The 15,934-nt window shown below is 50.6% G+C and carries 8 protein-coding genes; all 8 read right to left on the reverse strand.

Going from position 1 to position 15,934, the window contains the following annotated elements; genetic code table 11:
• Nucleotides 1-111: 111 nt before the first annotated feature.
• On the reverse strand, nucleotides 112-6,558 hold the full coding sequence (locus ACOSDR_RS00580; protein WP_420730067.1) for a hypothetical protein: 6,447 nt from the start codon (nucleotides 6,556-6,558) through the stop codon (nucleotides 112-114).
• A gap of 534 nt (nucleotides 6,559-7,092) precedes the next feature.
• A complete protein-coding gene (locus ACOSDR_RS00585) occupies nucleotides 7,093-7,797 on the reverse strand; it encodes a hypothetical protein (RefSeq protein ID WP_420730068.1) in 705 nt (234 codons plus the stop codon).
• Nucleotides 7,798-8,237: 440 nt separating this feature from the next.
• Entirely contained in the window at nucleotides 8,238-8,432 is a 195-nt protein-coding gene (locus ACOSDR_RS00590) for a hypothetical protein (RefSeq protein ID WP_420730069.1), read from the reverse strand.
• A gap of 176 nt (nucleotides 8,433-8,608) precedes the next feature.
• Nucleotides 8,609-9,802, reverse strand: a complete 1,194-nt coding sequence (locus tag ACOSDR_RS00595) for a tyrosine-type recombinase/integrase (RefSeq protein ID WP_420730070.1) — start codon at nucleotides 9,800-9,802, stop codon at nucleotides 8,609-8,611.
• Nucleotides 9,803-10,317: 515 nt separating this feature from the next.
• Nucleotides 10,318-12,402 carry a 3-hydroxyacyl-CoA dehydrogenase NAD-binding domain-containing protein gene (locus ACOSDR_RS00600; RefSeq protein WP_420730071.1) on the reverse strand — a complete coding sequence of 695 codons (2,085 nt, stop codon included), beginning with the start codon at nucleotides 12,400-12,402 and terminating at the stop codon, nucleotides 10,318-10,320.
• A 49-nt stretch (nucleotides 12,403-12,451) separates the two neighbouring features.
• Nucleotides 12,452-13,243, reverse strand: a complete 792-nt coding sequence (locus tag ACOSDR_RS00605) for an SDR family NAD(P)-dependent oxidoreductase (RefSeq protein ID WP_420730072.1) — start codon at nucleotides 13,241-13,243, stop codon at nucleotides 12,452-12,454.
• Nucleotides 13,240-14,439, reverse strand: a complete 1,200-nt coding sequence (locus ACOSDR_RS00610; protein WP_420730073.1) for an acetyl-CoA acetyltransferase — start codon at nucleotides 14,437-14,439, stop codon at nucleotides 13,240-13,242. Before ACOSDR_RS00610 ends, ACOSDR_RS00605 begins: the two co-directional genes overlap by 4 nt.
• Before the next feature lie 30 nt (nucleotides 14,440-14,469).
• Nucleotides 14,470-15,933 (reverse strand): OB-fold domain-containing protein, encoded by a 1,464-nt coding sequence (locus ACOSDR_RS00615; RefSeq protein WP_420730074.1) that lies wholly within the window; start codon nucleotides 15,931-15,933, stop codon nucleotides 14,470-14,472.
• Between the last annotated feature and the right edge of the window lies 1 nt (nucleotide 15,934).

Genomic DNA, 15,934 nt, shown 5'->3' on the forward strand with positions numbered 1-15,934 from the left:
TTTTGGGCGTCGGCTATTCCCCCACGTACACCAAACTAGTACCAACAGGAACTAGAAGCGGATGTCTTAGCCTTCTCGTTATGTGTGGCAGGGGGGCAGCAGCCATCACCATTAATATTTAGGTTGATACATTTGGTTAATCGCACCTAGTTGGAAAGTTACATCTTGGTCTTCGGTAATCGTCATCACGCCAACAGTATGATGATAAACACCGCTTGAATCATACTCTTTCTCGTAACGCCGTAGCCGGATCACAATCACAAGCGAGCGCCCTAGCCTCTTGAGCAATTGAAAGAGATAGTCACGACTACACCAAAGACGCTCACCAGGGTATGGCCCACCGTCGTGATACCGATTTTCCGCACCCCAAACCTCTGCCTCAAAAACAGCCGTTAAGTCCCGGCTGTCCCATACCCGCCCAAATGGATCTCGGGACACCAAAGCATCAGCTTCAATTAGTTCTCTACTAGGACGTGCTCTAGTATTTGCCGCGTTTACAGCGAATGGATCTTCGGAGTCCAACCGGTCGTCGTTCTCAGGCGACACCAGCCAAATATGATAATTTTTACCAAAGTCACCGAAAAAATGTTCGCTTAGATCATCATGGGGAGCTATCGGCAGACCAACCGTCATCGGGTTTTCTTTGACCAGTTCGCTTGCTCTTTTACTTGCTTTTGATGGCTCGACTAGTGCTGACGATATCCGTATCGAGACATTATCGGTTGAGTGCCAGTGACCATACACCACAAGTTTATTAAGCAATCCTTCGGTAAGCCCAAGGAGGGATAGAAGCTTCGTTGGGTCACTCGAAACTTTCTTGTCTGTCTCTGCAGTTTCCAAGAGAGGAACTAGAGTATCCAAAGGAGTTTGATCCATGCCGTCGGACAACCAATAGCCATCGTTCCGTGCCAGCAACTCGTAGTTTAACCATTCGTGCCAACGATCGAGAGACTCCCAAGTATCATTGCATACAGGATAGGTCGCAAGTAGCTTCCCTGCCACGATACAAAGACCACTCCATCCGAGATACTTTCCGTAGCCATGATGTCGACGAGAAATTCCTCGGACATCCTGCCTAAATGAACGATCCCTCCCGCCCGAAGCGTACATATGCGTATGTGCGCTATCCAGCTGCTCTACAGTCTCAGATAAAAGGTCGCAAACTCTCCAACAGTCCATGTCGAACACTCGTCCGAGGCCATCGATCTCCATTTTTGTGAAGTCGTACTCTGGATGAAACTCAAATGCTGGCTTGGGGGCTGTATCTGGCCTCCCGCGATAGCTATCCCATCGATAGTCATCACGGTGCGGTTTCACTGGGAAAGGCGACCGATTGACGTTCGTGATTAATTCCCGCTCTGTGGAAGACAGCTCTAGATGCCCTGCTTCGTCACAAGCCAAGACAATTCGAGACGCAAAATGCCGTGTAAGGACATGAGGTAAATGTGTGTCACCTAGGACGGCCAACAAAGTATCGCAATACCGAGCAATTTCTTTTGGGTGGTCTTTCACCAATCTGGATAGCGAGATTAAAAGCCAAAGGCGGGCATGGAGGTAATAGAACTTTAGCTCTTTCGCTTGAAACGGGCCGGCTTTCTCTGAGGACAGCGTTGCAACAAGCTTGTCAATTGCCGTCCAGCACTCATATCGAGCGAGATGCAGTACACAGTGTGCAGCACGCCATCGTTTCTCGGCGTCTGGTGCTCCCAACATTCGCCAGACTAGCCCAGCTGCGATTTCATCCTGGTCACCGCTAGGATAACTTTCTGCCTCGCATTCACCGTCGATTACACTATTGGCGAGTTTCGCAGCCTCACTCTCAAGAAGTCGCCTTAAGGCGACTTGCCCCGTGCCCGCAGGCGCGTAGGAGCAAAGATGCGTTGCGAGGTCCATCCAGACTGCACCAGATACATACGCATCTGGCTGGGCAAAAACGTCAACGAGCTCCATCGCAAGATCGAACGTGCTAACTTCAGCGAGAGTCGATAGTTCTCTAATGAACGATCCAGACAGGGTATCATGATAAATGATATCAAACGCGTGTTGCCGGATGATAGGCCGAGCAAGTTCTTTCATAGATACAGAGACACTAGCAGACGAGCTCGACCATGCAGATACGCAGGTTTTGAGCTCCTCAAGCTTCCAGATATGATTCCACCCCTCTGATACAGAGATCGCTCGTAGGTAATCCGCTCGACCGCCAAATGGCACCTTTTTGCGAACGTCATCTAGAAATTTTCCGCGAATATCCCAAACGTCTCTCATTGTCCCAATCTGCCCAAGCGCTAGGGCCAGTGCGTTCCCATCACTAGGGTCAGTGGCACTCGCAAGTCTGGTCAACTCATCAACTTTTTCTTCTTTCTTTTTGGCTGCTTTAACAGATTGCTCCAAGTCAACATGTTCGGATGAACGTACCGAGTTGTCGGGGCGTCTTTGCCATTGTTGTATCTCGCGCACCCTCTTTGTGGCGGCTGCTTTTGGCCCCAGATACTGCTCAGCAAAGTCACCGATTTCTGACCAAAGATGAGAATAAGCTAGATTAGGGTTCTCTCGCTCAAACCGCTCAATCAGGTCAGTTGCTAGCTGCGTAGGGTTTGGCGGAGAGTCTGCTAAAAGCGCCTTGGAAAACTCTTTAGTTCCCAGTTCATAATACTCGGGCGGCTCTGCGAGGTAATTGAGCGCCAACGCAAGGTCAGGATCGATTTTTCTGTGTTCGAGCAGCGCCGTGAGATATGGCATCAAGGCATCGCCCAAGTCTGCTTTTTGCCTATCGTCCCATCGGCAAATCTTAGCTAGACCGCGCGCGCCTGACGCTTTCGACATGGCCCGAGCAAATGCGCCCCAAAAGAACTTCTCACTTTCCTCTGGGATATTCAGTTCGCAGATGTTTGTAAGCGTATGAAAATCATGAGGGTCAAGTTCATCGCCCTGCATCTCCGATACAAACAGCAGCAGCTGATTTACGAAAGCATAGTCGCCAGACCCAATCGCATCCATCTGGTCAAGGCCATTTGCGAAATAAACAGCTGCGTCGTTCAAACTGGCAGGGAGAATTGCGCGCGCAAGTTCAGAAAATTGCTCTCCGCGTGTCGCGACATCATCTTCTTTCTCGATAAGCTCGCGAATCTGCGCAGCTAACTTACCAGCCAACTCGTGTGAGTCAGATCGAGCGGCGCAAATATGAAGCAAATCAAGCAACCGATATACAAATGGCAGCAGCTCCAAACTCGAATCTAGAAACGTTTTCACGGACGCTTCCGAGAGGCTCGGATGGGTCCAAAGTATGAAACTACCTAATTCAAAGCCGAGATCACACAGGTAGTATTCGTGCCTGTTTCCGCCATACCACTTTGAACTACGAACGAACTCGGCCCAATTTTTCGTGAATTCGGCAAAAGCTTGATCGGCTTTCCTTCCCCGACTTTTGAAGATGTCCGATACGTTACGGGTCAGGGTCAGCGTTGGGTCAAGCACGTTTTGGATGAAAGATTCTTCCTCTTGGCGCGATCTATATGCCGCTTTTCGAGAAGTTCGATCGTCACTCGTAGACGCCAAAGACCGGGATCTCTTTAGTGCTTCCAGTGCAACATTTTTGAACTGGGGACCATTTATTGTCTTCGGTACTCTCGACAATTTTGGAGCGAGTTCTGATGGCAATAGATCGCGTTCATGCAACGGCTTCCCGTTTATCAATGAATTCAGAATAGTACGGACAATGAACGGAAATGCATCACGAACACCAAGGTGATCTCTCATTGACCATATGCCGGGGCGGCCGGCTTTTGCTCGAAGTAAAATCGACTTCGCTTCGCTGTTCATACCAGCGAAATAGGCGAGTGCCGAAGCCTTAAGGAACCCTTTTCTAAAGTCAGGGATATCTCGGCGATGTAAGTGGTGTGGATAATGTAAATTCGTTTCGCGTTTGCACCTCTTTGCAAGCTTTCCCAAGAGCTCTTTCCGAAGCGGACGCGGAAGGTTTTGATATGCAAGAGACCCCGAAATTACCCCAATATCATTAGAGGCTTTGCAAAATCGGGTAATGTAAGATGGCTTAATTGTGCCTAACTGCACGGCTAGCCGGGCCAACCGTAAAATTGTTTCCGCTAGGCTATATGAATACCAAGCATGCCATCCCTGGATCGACGTAGCGGCAACCTCAGGTCTACCATCTCTAATGAGCACAAATGGAATTGATGCAATATCTATCTTGTCTGGCCGAGGCGCATGATACTGATCTTCTTTATCGGTTCTCCGATAGTGATCTATCCAGTTTTCCGCTGAAATTGCGTGCCGGATGCTTTCATCGTCAAAACCGTTCAGGCCATTGGCTATAGCCAGGCGTGCGTGACGTGCACCTGGCCATCCCTTCTGGGTCTCAAATATTCGCCTTAAGGCATTCTCGTCCTTTGCCACTACAGCTAAGTCTGGATTTTCGAAAACAAAGTCTGACCCCTTTTGCTCTACTGCGGCGACTGACGCCAGTTCAACCAAAAGGCGGACAAGTTTACCTGTGTCCTGGCCATTAGAAAAATAACGGACAGCCGAAATAAGGCGGGATTTTCGCACCGTACGTTTACCAACCGCACTTTTAATTATGTTCGGAAGTCGAGGGTCGAATGCCAGTTCAAATAAGGCGTCACCATCCCCAATAGCATGAAGTAGCCCTGGAAGAGATCGGGCTGCATAAAAGGAGGTTTCCTGCACTGCATTGAGGTTTTTTGCTACTGCCTGCAACAACTCGGGCTTGGAGGCATACTTTGCCCTCACGAAAGTTTCCGTAGGTTCATCTCTGAATACGAGCCCATGTTCATTGCGATCAAGCAAAGGCCATAAATCCGACGCAAAGCTTCGTATTTGCTGTACCGAAACTCCGAGTGCGGATGCATATTCACGCTCCGGCACTGGGGGAGGCAGAATTGCGAGACCTGTAACAAAGGCGTTCACATCGTTTTGTGATGCGCCTTTAATGCCCGCGTCCCGTAGTGCATTTTCAATTCTTTGGCCGATCAAATCATCTAATTCGATCGATAGGTTGGCCTTAGATGCAATCAGTTCGCTCCTGTCCCCATTACAGAAATGTTCCAGTACGCGAGCGTTTCCGAGGGACCGTGATTGCGCTACTCGCACTTCTGCGGATGTGACATCTTCTAGCCTGCTAGACAAAAACCGTTCGGTTTCAGCAACTGAAAACGGGGCTAGTGGTAGTTTCTCCATTGATGCTTCGACAGCAGGAATTCGATGTGTTCTGCTAGAAGCGACAATTTTGCAGCCTGCGATGGGGTTAACATCCAAAGCATCTATCAAAATGGACGGAAAGGCCTGCTCTCTTCGTTCCGTCGCGATGTCCTGAGAGTTATCGATGGCATCAAGAAACAAAATAACTTCGGCCTCAGGTTTGACGCGCCGAAGAGCCTCTATCGCTTGTTCTAATCTACGACGGAAAGTCCTCAACAAAAGTGGGAGGTCATGGCCGCCGGGCAATATTGGATCGCAAAGACCTTTAAACGCTAACGTGTTCGCAATATGCAGAAGTCCGTTTTGGGGAAGATGCCGAGCGTCTTCCCTAGAACGATACGCGCCGCCTCCAAAGCAATCGAAAAAGACATACTCTTGATTCGATTCCAGACTAGCGGCCAGCGTCTCCATAAAAACCGTTTTGCCTTCGCCTCCCTCGGCATGAATGAGGAGTGTACCGGTCAGGTTCCTCAACTGCTCCAAGGCGTCAGGAAGCTGAACCCGGTTTAAAATTTGCTTTACTGGAGGCAACGCCTCTGGGCATGGAAGGAGGTCGCGAATTTCGGATACGCCAAGCGCCCCTAAAACATCCGTTTGAAATATCAATTTGCCGCTCGGCCCTGGTTGTGCTCCGGCCTTCTTTCGAATGAGTGCGGTTAAATCGCCGAACCGGGCGTTGGCGTATGGCGAAAGTGACGGTGACCAGTCGATAATTCTACCAAGCAGATTGCTTTGGATATTTTGAAGATCGCCAGTTTTCCCAACTAGGCTTATCAACCGGGCAAACTCTTGAAGTAAATTTCCTTTTAGGCCTGTCGAGATCGCAACTTGATCGGATTGTTTAGCAACCGTGCCAGATGCAGGTGAGCCTGACACAATTGAATTTATGGATTTTGAAAAGTCGGGGTGTATGGGTCTGTTTGTGATTAGCTCAAAACTGAACTTCTCTCGTGCAGTTGCAACCCCAAATTTGTTCCGAATTTCAACATAGCTACTAGCAAATTTTTTAAGTGTTTTTGCGGCGTCGCTCGCCGTGAAAGCGGTATTCTCACGAGCAACTGAATATTTCAGCTGGCAGACCCTAATTTTTGACGCATATTCGATAGTTGCTGCCCTACCGAAGTAAAGAGTGACATCGGCAATTTCGACGGTACCCGACTCTACGACCTCTTCGTCCTCTTCTGATAGACCTTCAACCGCAATTGCATGCAGCGGTTCGTCCGGCCAAAGCAGCTGAAGACTTTTGCGTGCCACCCAAGCCGTATGGTACTCATGGCCATCGCGTTGCGCGCCGACCATATTGATGTTGTTTTTCCTTGCCATGGCTGTTTGTCGTATACTCTATGTTGAATTTATGCACATGGTGCACGCTAAATGTGGAGAAAATCAAGACGCTTGATTGCAGACAACACTGAACCAGTTTCCTGAGAGCGTATGGATTGTGCCCGGATTTAACAGCAGTTCGCGGAATGCGGATGGTGCTGCAACTGTGATGAACCTAACGTCATTCAGCGTAGAAAGCCAAAGTCTACATATGCCGCACGGAAATGTCGCTCTCGTCCAAACCAAGGCAGCGAAATGGCTTTACATGGTACTTAGCTTGGTGAGCTCAAGGAGACTCGAACGCCCAAGTCGGCAAGGTAGAGAAGATTTCAAATCTGCTCTGGTTGATGATATGCCTTTTTAAAGATTGATAAAGATTTTGCGGACCAAACTCATTACAGCTGTCTCAAAGTTTGGCGACGCATCGCAACCCGTTTTCTCTGCAACATCAAGAACTTCTTCGTCTCTATTGCTCTTGTCGGTACCGTCATATGGAGGTAGTAATGAGTCCTGAACCTATTCAGAATGAATGACTTAAGCACTAACATTATGCCGAACCAGCTCATTTCTTAGTATTATTCCGAATTGAATGTAAACTTTATTTGACAAAGATTCGGATAGTCTCTTAGCAAATCGCCTTTCTTCAATTTTCTCACAATATGGTATAATACACCAAGCGACATCCTGAACCGTGGGCATATCTAAATATGCTTCATTCATTTCTTTTATACTTTCAATAATTGCTTTTTCCAGCGGTCGAAGAGTTTCGGGTGTTATATGCTTTCCCTTACCTGGTTTTTCTAAGATGCTAGGTTCACGTCCTGCAATTCTTTTTTGCAATTCTGTACAGGCAGAGGTTTTCGCTCCGTACGGGTAAATTCTCTCTTTCGTTTTGCTCAATAGCTGTGAAAACTTCTTTTCCCGCCAACTGCTATGACATGGAAATTGCCAAATTGTTTTCACACCATTATCTAAGTAGTGGATATTATAAATATATGTCTTTTTTCGAAAGTAATGGTTAACAGTTTCTCGATCTACATATAAATAATCACTTCTTTTCAAACATATCGGGTTCCCCCGATGAACAAAAATCATGAATATTTTTGACTTTTTTGTATCTAAAATTATCAATCCATTGGCATCACAGTCCAAAATGAAATCTGAAAATGAATACTCATGTTTTTTTATAATTTTATGGGCCTTTACTCCGAGAAGAGCAAATTGATATGAAATAATCAAAAAAAAACTACACAGATGCAATAAATAAAAATTTCTATCGTACCATTTAAAAGAACCTCGTTAAGAGCTATAAATACTATGCTATGCACAACAGCTATGGTGATAAGAATTAAACAGCAAATGAAAGACTTGTGACATTCTGTAAAATATTTGATGTTGTCTGGATAACTTATCTTTAATCCCATTTAGGAGTTCCTTCATTTTAGCCAAAAGAATTATGAAGAAAATAATTTCTAAAGTATAGTGAAAACTCCCAAAATCTAAACGAGGGAAGTTCTTGTAAATTGAGTTTTAAGTCCGCTTGTTCTCTCAGGATGCAGGGAGATGGATAGAGATATTTTGAGATGGCATCGCCCTGCACCCGGTTGATTGGTTGAGTTACATTGAGTTGCACTGCGTATGAGCTCGAGTGCTTACCTTTGCTTACCCAATTTTGAGATTCAATCGGCGGGTAGCGTCTTGCTTACAAAGGACTCTGTTGTAACCATTTCTGTTTCGCCGTCTTTCTTGGTCAACATGAAGCCACCGGTAAATTGGCCGCCAGTACCGCGGTAATGTCCTAAAGCCACGATGTTTTTGAAAGGGTTTGTTTCCTCTGGCTTCTCGTCCTTAGTCTGATCGTCATTACCGTCCATGGAACATCTCCTGCTTTTGGTTAAGGTTTGATCCGAAAATCTGGTGGATGTCTGAGAGTTGAAGCTGCTTTTGGCCCTTCGACATACAATCGTGCCTTCAGCCAACCTGTAAACTACCACAGATTACAGGATTTTACCGCGTCATCGCTGTGCGGTTGCCTTCAACTGCCTGATCATCAAAGCACCGCTTTGGGACGCATAATGTCTCCGACCAATACCCCCACCTTGTCAGATGCATCCCTAAGCGGATCTTGAGATAGATGGGCATATGTAGACGTGGCCGACATAGACCGATGGCCCAGCAATCCGCCAATAACAGGAAGCGATGCTCCAGTTGTTACGCCGAAGCTTGCAAAAGAATGTCGCAGGTCATGTATACGAACATCGTCCAAGCCAGCTCTTTTCCGAATCCTGCGCCATGGCTTTTGCAAATTGACCAGGGGTGCATTTTTTCTGAGCCCAGTGATCACGTAGGGGTTCTCTGGGTCACGGGGTATCTCCTTTAGAATGTCGAGCGCAATCGCATTAAGAGGAAGTGCCTTTATGCCGCTGACATCTGTTTTGTGTTCGCGCAGGATAAGCAAACGTCGATCCCAATCGATATCACTCCAGCACATGTTAATGATTTCACCGGACCGTGCGCCGGTAACGATTAACAGGCGGATCGCCCCTGCAACATGCGGTGAGATAAGACGTTCATTCTCGCTGTCATCAATTGCTTTCGCCAGTCTGGCAAGCTCTTCTCGGGAGAGGAACCGCTGGCGCTTCTTTTCTCTGAATGGGCGGACGGATACTGCTGGATTGCCACCCTTTTCCAACAAGCCCCACAACTCGGCATGTCCCATCATGGCCTTCAGAAGTCCAAGGACCCGGTTTGCGTTGTAGGGCGTACCAATTAAGGATTGGTGTAGGTGAGCAATATCAGCACTGGTCAGTTCGGAGAGTAGAAACCGTCCTATTCTTGGCAATATAAACTTATTCAGCAGCCAGTTGTGCGCTTCGATGGTCGACGGCTTGCAGCGTCCCTCACAGTGCTCTTGCATGTACCGGGCTGCCAGATCTGCGACTGAGTTCTCGTTTCGCTTACGCAGGCGATCTGCTCGAGGGTCTCTACCCCGGCTTGATGCGCTGAGAAGGTTTCGGGCTTCGGTCCTGGCTTCCTCCAGTGTCATAATGCCAAAGCGGCCAATCGTATGGCGGCGTGATTTGTTGTATTCATTGCGGTACTGGATCATGAAACTCACTGTGCCCGACGGTTTAACCCGAATGCCAAAGCCTGGCATCGTGGTGTCCCATGCAACGATCTCCTGACCTTGTATGCGGGCCGCTTCACGTGTCTTATCGATTGTGGCCTTGGCGAGCTTTGACATCACTCCCTCCATTGGGTAAGCAATAGGTAAGCAAGATATCTGTATCTTGGGCCATCATGGTGTGACATGATCAATCATCGAGTCAACAGAAAATATAATAATATCAATAAGAAAGTATCTCCATCCATCTCCCTGCATCCTGAGAGAACAAGCGGACTTCAAACTCATAACCTGAAGGTCGTAGGTTCAAATCTTACCCCCGCAATCAAATAATGAGCCCCTGACCCAATAGGTTAGGGGCTTTTTGCTGTCTCATTCCCCTCGCTAAACTCAACGTCGGTAAGCAAGCGGGATGCAAGCGGCGGGTGAGGAATTGCTAGAGTAGGATCGATTTAAATTGGGTTGGCTCATTTTGAGATAGGCATAAATTTTCCGCACCAATGCTGGTTGCTGGTTCTTCGCAATGGAACTGGCTTTCTGATGTTTTGAAGATCCGGGCACAATAGCAGTATCCAGCCACAAGGGACCGTTCTGAGATGCTGCTTCACCTCAATTCGCCTTTCAGAAAATATGCATCAGTTCAGTGATGCGATATCTGCGCTGTCTTTATTCAGTTGGGATAGGAGGTCCGGAACCTTCCAGAAATGTGCGTCCTCTATGCTCCAGGTTTCGATACTTTGAATTAAATTTGGCACGCCGACCGTGTTGGCATAATGCATCGGGCCTCCACGAAAGCGCGGGAAGCCGTAGCCAAACAAGAATGTGGCATCAATGTCTATGGGGCGCAGGGCGATGCCTTCTTCCAGCACACGAAGTGCTTCTGAAATCATTGCAGTGGTGAATCGGGCAACAATTTCGTCATTGCTGAACTCACGGGGAGTGACGCCCGCTTTCTGGCGTTCCTCCTGAATAATGACGTCGACCTCGGGGTTGGCATAGGGTTTCCCGGACTCGGGATAGACGTAAAATCCCTGTCCAGTCTTTCGCCCATACCATTCGCGTTCGCAAATCCGATCTGCGATGGCAACGTAGCGTTCTTCCGATGGACGGGTTGCGGCCTGACGTTTGCGGGTCGCCCAGCCAATCTCCAGGCCCGCCAAATCAGAAACTGCAAACGGTCCCATGGCCAGACCAAATTCCACGAGCGCCTGGTCCACTTGTTGCGGGGTCGCACCGTCCAGGACCAGATAATCAGCCACTTTCTTGTAATGTGACAATATGCGGTTGCCGATAAATCCGTCACAGACCCCGGCGCGCACGGCGATTTTTCGCATTTTCTTGGCCAAGGCGAAGCCGGTCGCAACAACCTGTGGCGCGGTCTTGTCCGGGACGACGACTTCCAACAGCCGCATGACATGGGCGGGGGAGAAAAAGTGCAAGCCAATCACATCGGCGGGCCGTTTGGTGACAGCAGCAATTTCGTTAATGTCCAAATATGAGGTGTTGGTTGCCAGAACCGCGCCGTCTTTTGCAATACCATCCAGGGCGCGGAAAATTTCCTTCTTCACCTCCATATCTTCGAAAACGGCTTCGATGATAAGGTCTGACTCCGAAAGATTCTGTCGGTTGGTCGTGCAGGTCAATGCGTGGCCTAGAATCTCGTCATGCTTTTCCGGGCTCAATTTTCCACGCTTCACAGCCGCGGCAAGGTTCTTTTCAATCGAAGCTTTCCCTTTTTCCAGTGATGCTGTGTCTCGTTCCACGAGCGTCACCGGCAGGCCCGCAATCAGCGCAGCGGTCGCAATGCCAGATCCCATCTGACCGCCCCCGATAACGCCCAACGCCTCAATAGGTCTGGCCTGTGCAGTCTTTTCGGGGATATCGGCCACGGCACGCTCAGCGAAAAAGGCATGCATCAGGCCCGTTCTCTGGGGGCTTTCCATGCATTCCAGAAACAATTCGCGCTCTCGCTTCAATCCGTCTGCAAACGGCAAAGTGGATGCCGCTGCAATTGCTTCAACACATTTATGCGGGGAAAACAGATGCGGTTTTTTGGCTTTCAGGGTCTCAGCCGTGTCCTTTATCGCGGCGTCGTTTGGAACGACTGTCAGGTTTGCTGTGCTGCGCGTAGGGAGGTCGCCTTTGAGTGCAGCCGTCGCCATGGAGAGTGCAACATCACGCGGGTCACCGCCCTGGATGCGGTCGATAAGACCTAATTCAAGGGCTTCTTCTGCTGGAACATGTCGTCCGGTGGTAACCATGTCCAGTGCCGCAGGAATGCCGATCAGTCGCGGTGTGCGTTGTGTGCCCCCAGCGCCCGGCAGGATGCCCAGATTGACCTCAGGCAGGCCCAGCTTTGTGCCTGGCAGGGCGACACGGGCATGGGCCGAAAGGGCGACTTCCAGTCCGCCACCCAACGCGGTTCCATGCAGAACAGCCACGACCGGTTTATTCAGGTTTTCAATCGACAGGCAGATATCAGGCAATGACGGGGGCAGCAGGGGTTTACCGAATTCGCGAATATCTGCACCTGCTATAAAGGTTCGGCCCATGCCATAAATTGCAACAGCCTTGATCTCTGATTGCGCTGTGATTTTCTCTATGGCGTCAAACAGGCCTTGGCGAACGGCATGAGACGTCGCATTCACGGGCGGGTTGTCTATTGCAATCAGGGCGATCGCATCCACGATTTCGATATGAACGGGGGACGAATATGTCATGAGAACTCACTTTCTTGATTGGCTCTTAGAATCTTTCACGTACTTCAGGTCAAATCATGCCAAGACCGGGTCCGATATGCGCACCGCCATCCAGCATGAAAATCTGGCCGGTCAGCATTGCGGCACTGGAACTGGCCAGAAAGGCGACCATTTCGGCGACTTCTTCCGGGTGCGTGGTTCGTCCAGCAGGCGTTGCTGAGATCAGGCGTTCAACGGTTTCTGGCGTCGCAGCCGATACAAATGCGGGGGATAGAACGGTGCCGGGTGACAGGCAATTGATCCGAATGTCATGTTTCGCCCATTCCAGGGCCAGGGTGCGACTGAAACCTAAGACCCCGGCGCGGGCGGCGATGGAATGCGCCAATCCAGACGTGCCGCGTTCCGTACCGGATAACGAGATATTGACCACGCTGCCGCCACGCTGGGCCAGATGATCAAACAGGCCGCGCGTTAGCTTGAAGGTCGCGTTGAGATTGAGGTCTATGACAGAGTCCCAGCCCCGGTCTGAAATATCCCGCGCGGCCGCATAGAATTGTCCACCGGCATTGTTGACCAGGATATCCAGGCCATCGGTGACGGGCAGGGCATTGATTATTCGATGGCGATCCTGTTCTTGCCGAATGTCCCCTTGTATCGCAAGGATGCGGTCTTTGGGGCCCATTGCACAGGTCTCTTCCAGGGCGGCGGCATGTCGTCCGACAATCCGCACTGTCGCGCCCAATTCTGCCAGTCGCACAGCGATTGCGCGCCCAATGCCGCTGCCCCCGCCTGTCACCAGCGCGTGATGATTGATCAAACATCCCGCAGCTAGGACAGGAGAGGGTGTCGCCCCTTTGGTCACCGCAGCCGCCCAAGCACATTTACGGATGCAACGTTTGAAACAGGCGCGCCACCCAGATTGTGGGTCAGGCCAAAATCTATGTTCTTTAACTGGCGTGCATCGGCACGGCCCAGAAGCTGCAGATAGATTTCATACATCATCCGAATGCCTGACGCCCCGATAGGGTGGCCAAAGCATTTCAGACCACCGTCGATCTGGCATGGGATGGTGCCGTCATGGTCATAGCGCCCATCCAGAATGTCAGTGATTGCTTCGCCATCTTTTGAGAATCCAAGGTCTTCCATAGTGACCATTTCGGTGATGGAAAAGCAGTCATGAACTTCTATTGCGCCGATCTCGGTGCTGGGATCAGAAATTCCAGCTTCCTTATAGGCGCGGGCAGAGGCCGTCCGGGTATTGACGATGCTGGTACCGTCCCAACTGTTATGGGACATCTCGCTGCCGTCGCTGACGGCAAGCTGCATTGCCTTGATCGTCACAATGTCTTTCTTGCCCAAAGCGGCCGCGATTTCTGGCGTCGCTACGATCGCGCACGCCGCACCGTCCGACACACCGCAGCAATCGAATATGCCCAGGGGTTCCGCTACAATCGGGGCCCCCAAGGCCTGTTGTTCAGAAATTTCCTTACGCAGATGCGCCTTTGGGTTCAGGGCACCATTGCGGTGGCTCTTCACCGATATATGGGCCAATGCGCGTTTCAGATCCTGCGGATCTGCGCCGTGCTTTGCGGTATAGGCGGATGCCAGCTGTGCAAACATGCCGGGGGCGGACATGGATGGCATCCACAAATCGTTAAAGGATCCGCGGGTACGGACCGGCAGACCGCCATATCCGGTATCCTTTAATTTCTCGACGCCCAATGCCAGGGCGATGTCACAAGCACCCGATGCGACGGCATAGGCCGCGCCCCGGACGGCTTCTGATCCAGACGCGCACAGATTCTCAACCCGGGTGACCGGTATTGATTGCAAACGCAACGCCGACGCCAAGGGAATGGATGACTTTCCAACGCCAATTTCTTCATAGGATGTTCCAAACCAGGCCGCGCCGATTTCCGATTGACCGATCCCGGCGTCAGCGATGGCTTCCTGAAATGCTTCGACCATCAGGTCTTCGGCGCTGTCATTCCAGCGTTCGCCGAACCGGCTGCATCCCATCCCGATGATCGCGACTTTGTCTTTAATGCCCTGTGCCATGAAACTCTCCCTTTATTCAGCGCGACCTGTTCAGGCCGGAATAGCTTTCCAGAAATACCGGCGATAGCCGCGATGGTGATCGATGTCCTTGATGCGGAAGACCAGACGAACCGGGGCGCCCACCGTCAAAGGCGTGTCATCCCATTCGACAAATTCGATCATCAATCGCCCGCCGCCTTCAAAGGCGATCATGCCATAGACCGAAGGGGGATCTGGATGATAGGCCAGCGCATCGCGCGTGAAGGAAACAACCTTTGCCGGTTTGTCCGCCAAGGGATATGGCTGCATCTGATCGATTTCATGACAGTCTGGATTGACGCATTTTCTCTCTTTCGGGAATTGGACTGTGCCACAGGCCCCGCACCGACCGGCATGAAGGCCGGTAAGTTGATCATGCGCTCGGTATGCGACCGAATGGGCTGTCTTCAGGTCAGCCTCTGCGCGAATGCCTGCTTCCATTTCCAATGTGCCTTCAAAGGCTAGGAACCGAAAGTAATTGTCGTCTTCGATGCCGCTGCCAATCGCGTCTTCTGCCCGTTTTCTGTCACGATATTCAAGCAGGTGATCGGTGGTACGGAACAACAGAACGTCACACCCCTGACCGATGCCAGCGACCAGAATATATTGTCCAGGCTGGGCCGCATCCAAGGCACGGCTTAGCACCAGACCAGACTGTGCCGCGCCAAGATGCCCGCATTCCAGTTCAGGGGGCGCAATGACGGCTTGGTCAGAAAGGCCGGATACCTTTGCCAGTCGCGCGGCGTCCCGTTGTGATCCGGCGGGAATTACGACATGGCTGATGTCTTTAGTTTCAAGGCCGACTTTTCCCAACAGCGCTGATACAGCACCCGGTAAAGTTTTCGTGGTTCCTTCGTCGCGGGCCCATCGTGCCTCCCACTGATAATCAAAGGGGCTGTGTGCGGCGCGATAGTGATCCACAAAGTCGTCGCTGACACTGTGGGAGCCTATGAATTCGGCAATGATCGTGTCGCTGCCTATGGCGATCGCAGCAGCACCATGGCCAAAAGAAAGCTCGTCCAGGCTTCCTGGTTTTGCGCGGCGGCTGTCGGCGGCGACACAAATTTTCACCCCCGTCGAGGCCTTTTCCAAGGCGGTTATCAAGGCACTGGTGCCTGCGCGAAGGGAGCCTGTGTTGTCCAGCGTGCGGATTTCTGAGGACATGCCACAGGCTTCTGCGACGACAGTTGCATTCTGTCGGTCGGCAAAGGGCAATGTCGTGGAGGACAGGAATAGATCCTGCACAGTGTCAATTCTGTCAGTTGGCACAGCGTCACGGATTGCCGCCGTCGCTAGTGTAATCACATCTTCATCCCAACGACATTGGGATCGGCGACCCTTTGCGGCCCCCATTAGACCTGGATTGAACCAGCGATGTGCGGTCGCAATAACCTTTCGGTCGATCCGGCGTTTTGGGATGGAGACACCGTAACCAACAATGCCAATTTGCGCAGTGGAGTTTTCAGGGTTTTTCATT

Source organism: Hwanghaeella sp. 1Z406 (assembly GCF_048892425.1).
GTDB lineage: Bacteria > Pseudomonadota > Alphaproteobacteria > UBA8366 > Aestuariispiraceae > Pacificispira.

Excerpts from the sequence above, each read along its gene's own strand:
- ACOSDR_RS00580 (WP_420730067.1), bottom strand. The coding sequence starts at position 6,558 with ATGGCAAGGAAAAACAACATCAATATGGTCGGCGCGCAACGCGATGGC.
- ACOSDR_RS00590 (WP_420730069.1), bottom strand. The coding sequence starts at position 8,432 with ATGGACGGTAATGACGATCAGACTAAGGACGAGAAGCCAGAGGAAACA.
- ACOSDR_RS00595 (WP_420730070.1), bottom strand. The coding sequence starts at position 9,802 with ATGTCAAAGCTCGCCAAGGCCACAATCGATAAGACACGTGAAGCGGCC.
- ACOSDR_RS00600 (WP_420730071.1), bottom strand. The coding sequence starts at position 12,402 with ATGACATATTCGTCCCCCGTTCATATCGAAATCGTGGATGCGATCGCC.
- ACOSDR_RS00610 (WP_420730073.1), bottom strand. The coding sequence starts at position 14,439 with ATGGCACAGGGCATTAAAGACAAAGTCGCGATCATCGGGATGGGATGC.
- ACOSDR_RS00615 (WP_420730074.1), bottom strand. The coding sequence starts at position 15,933 with ATGAAAAACCCTGAAAACTCCACTGCGCAAATTGGCATTGTTGGTTAC.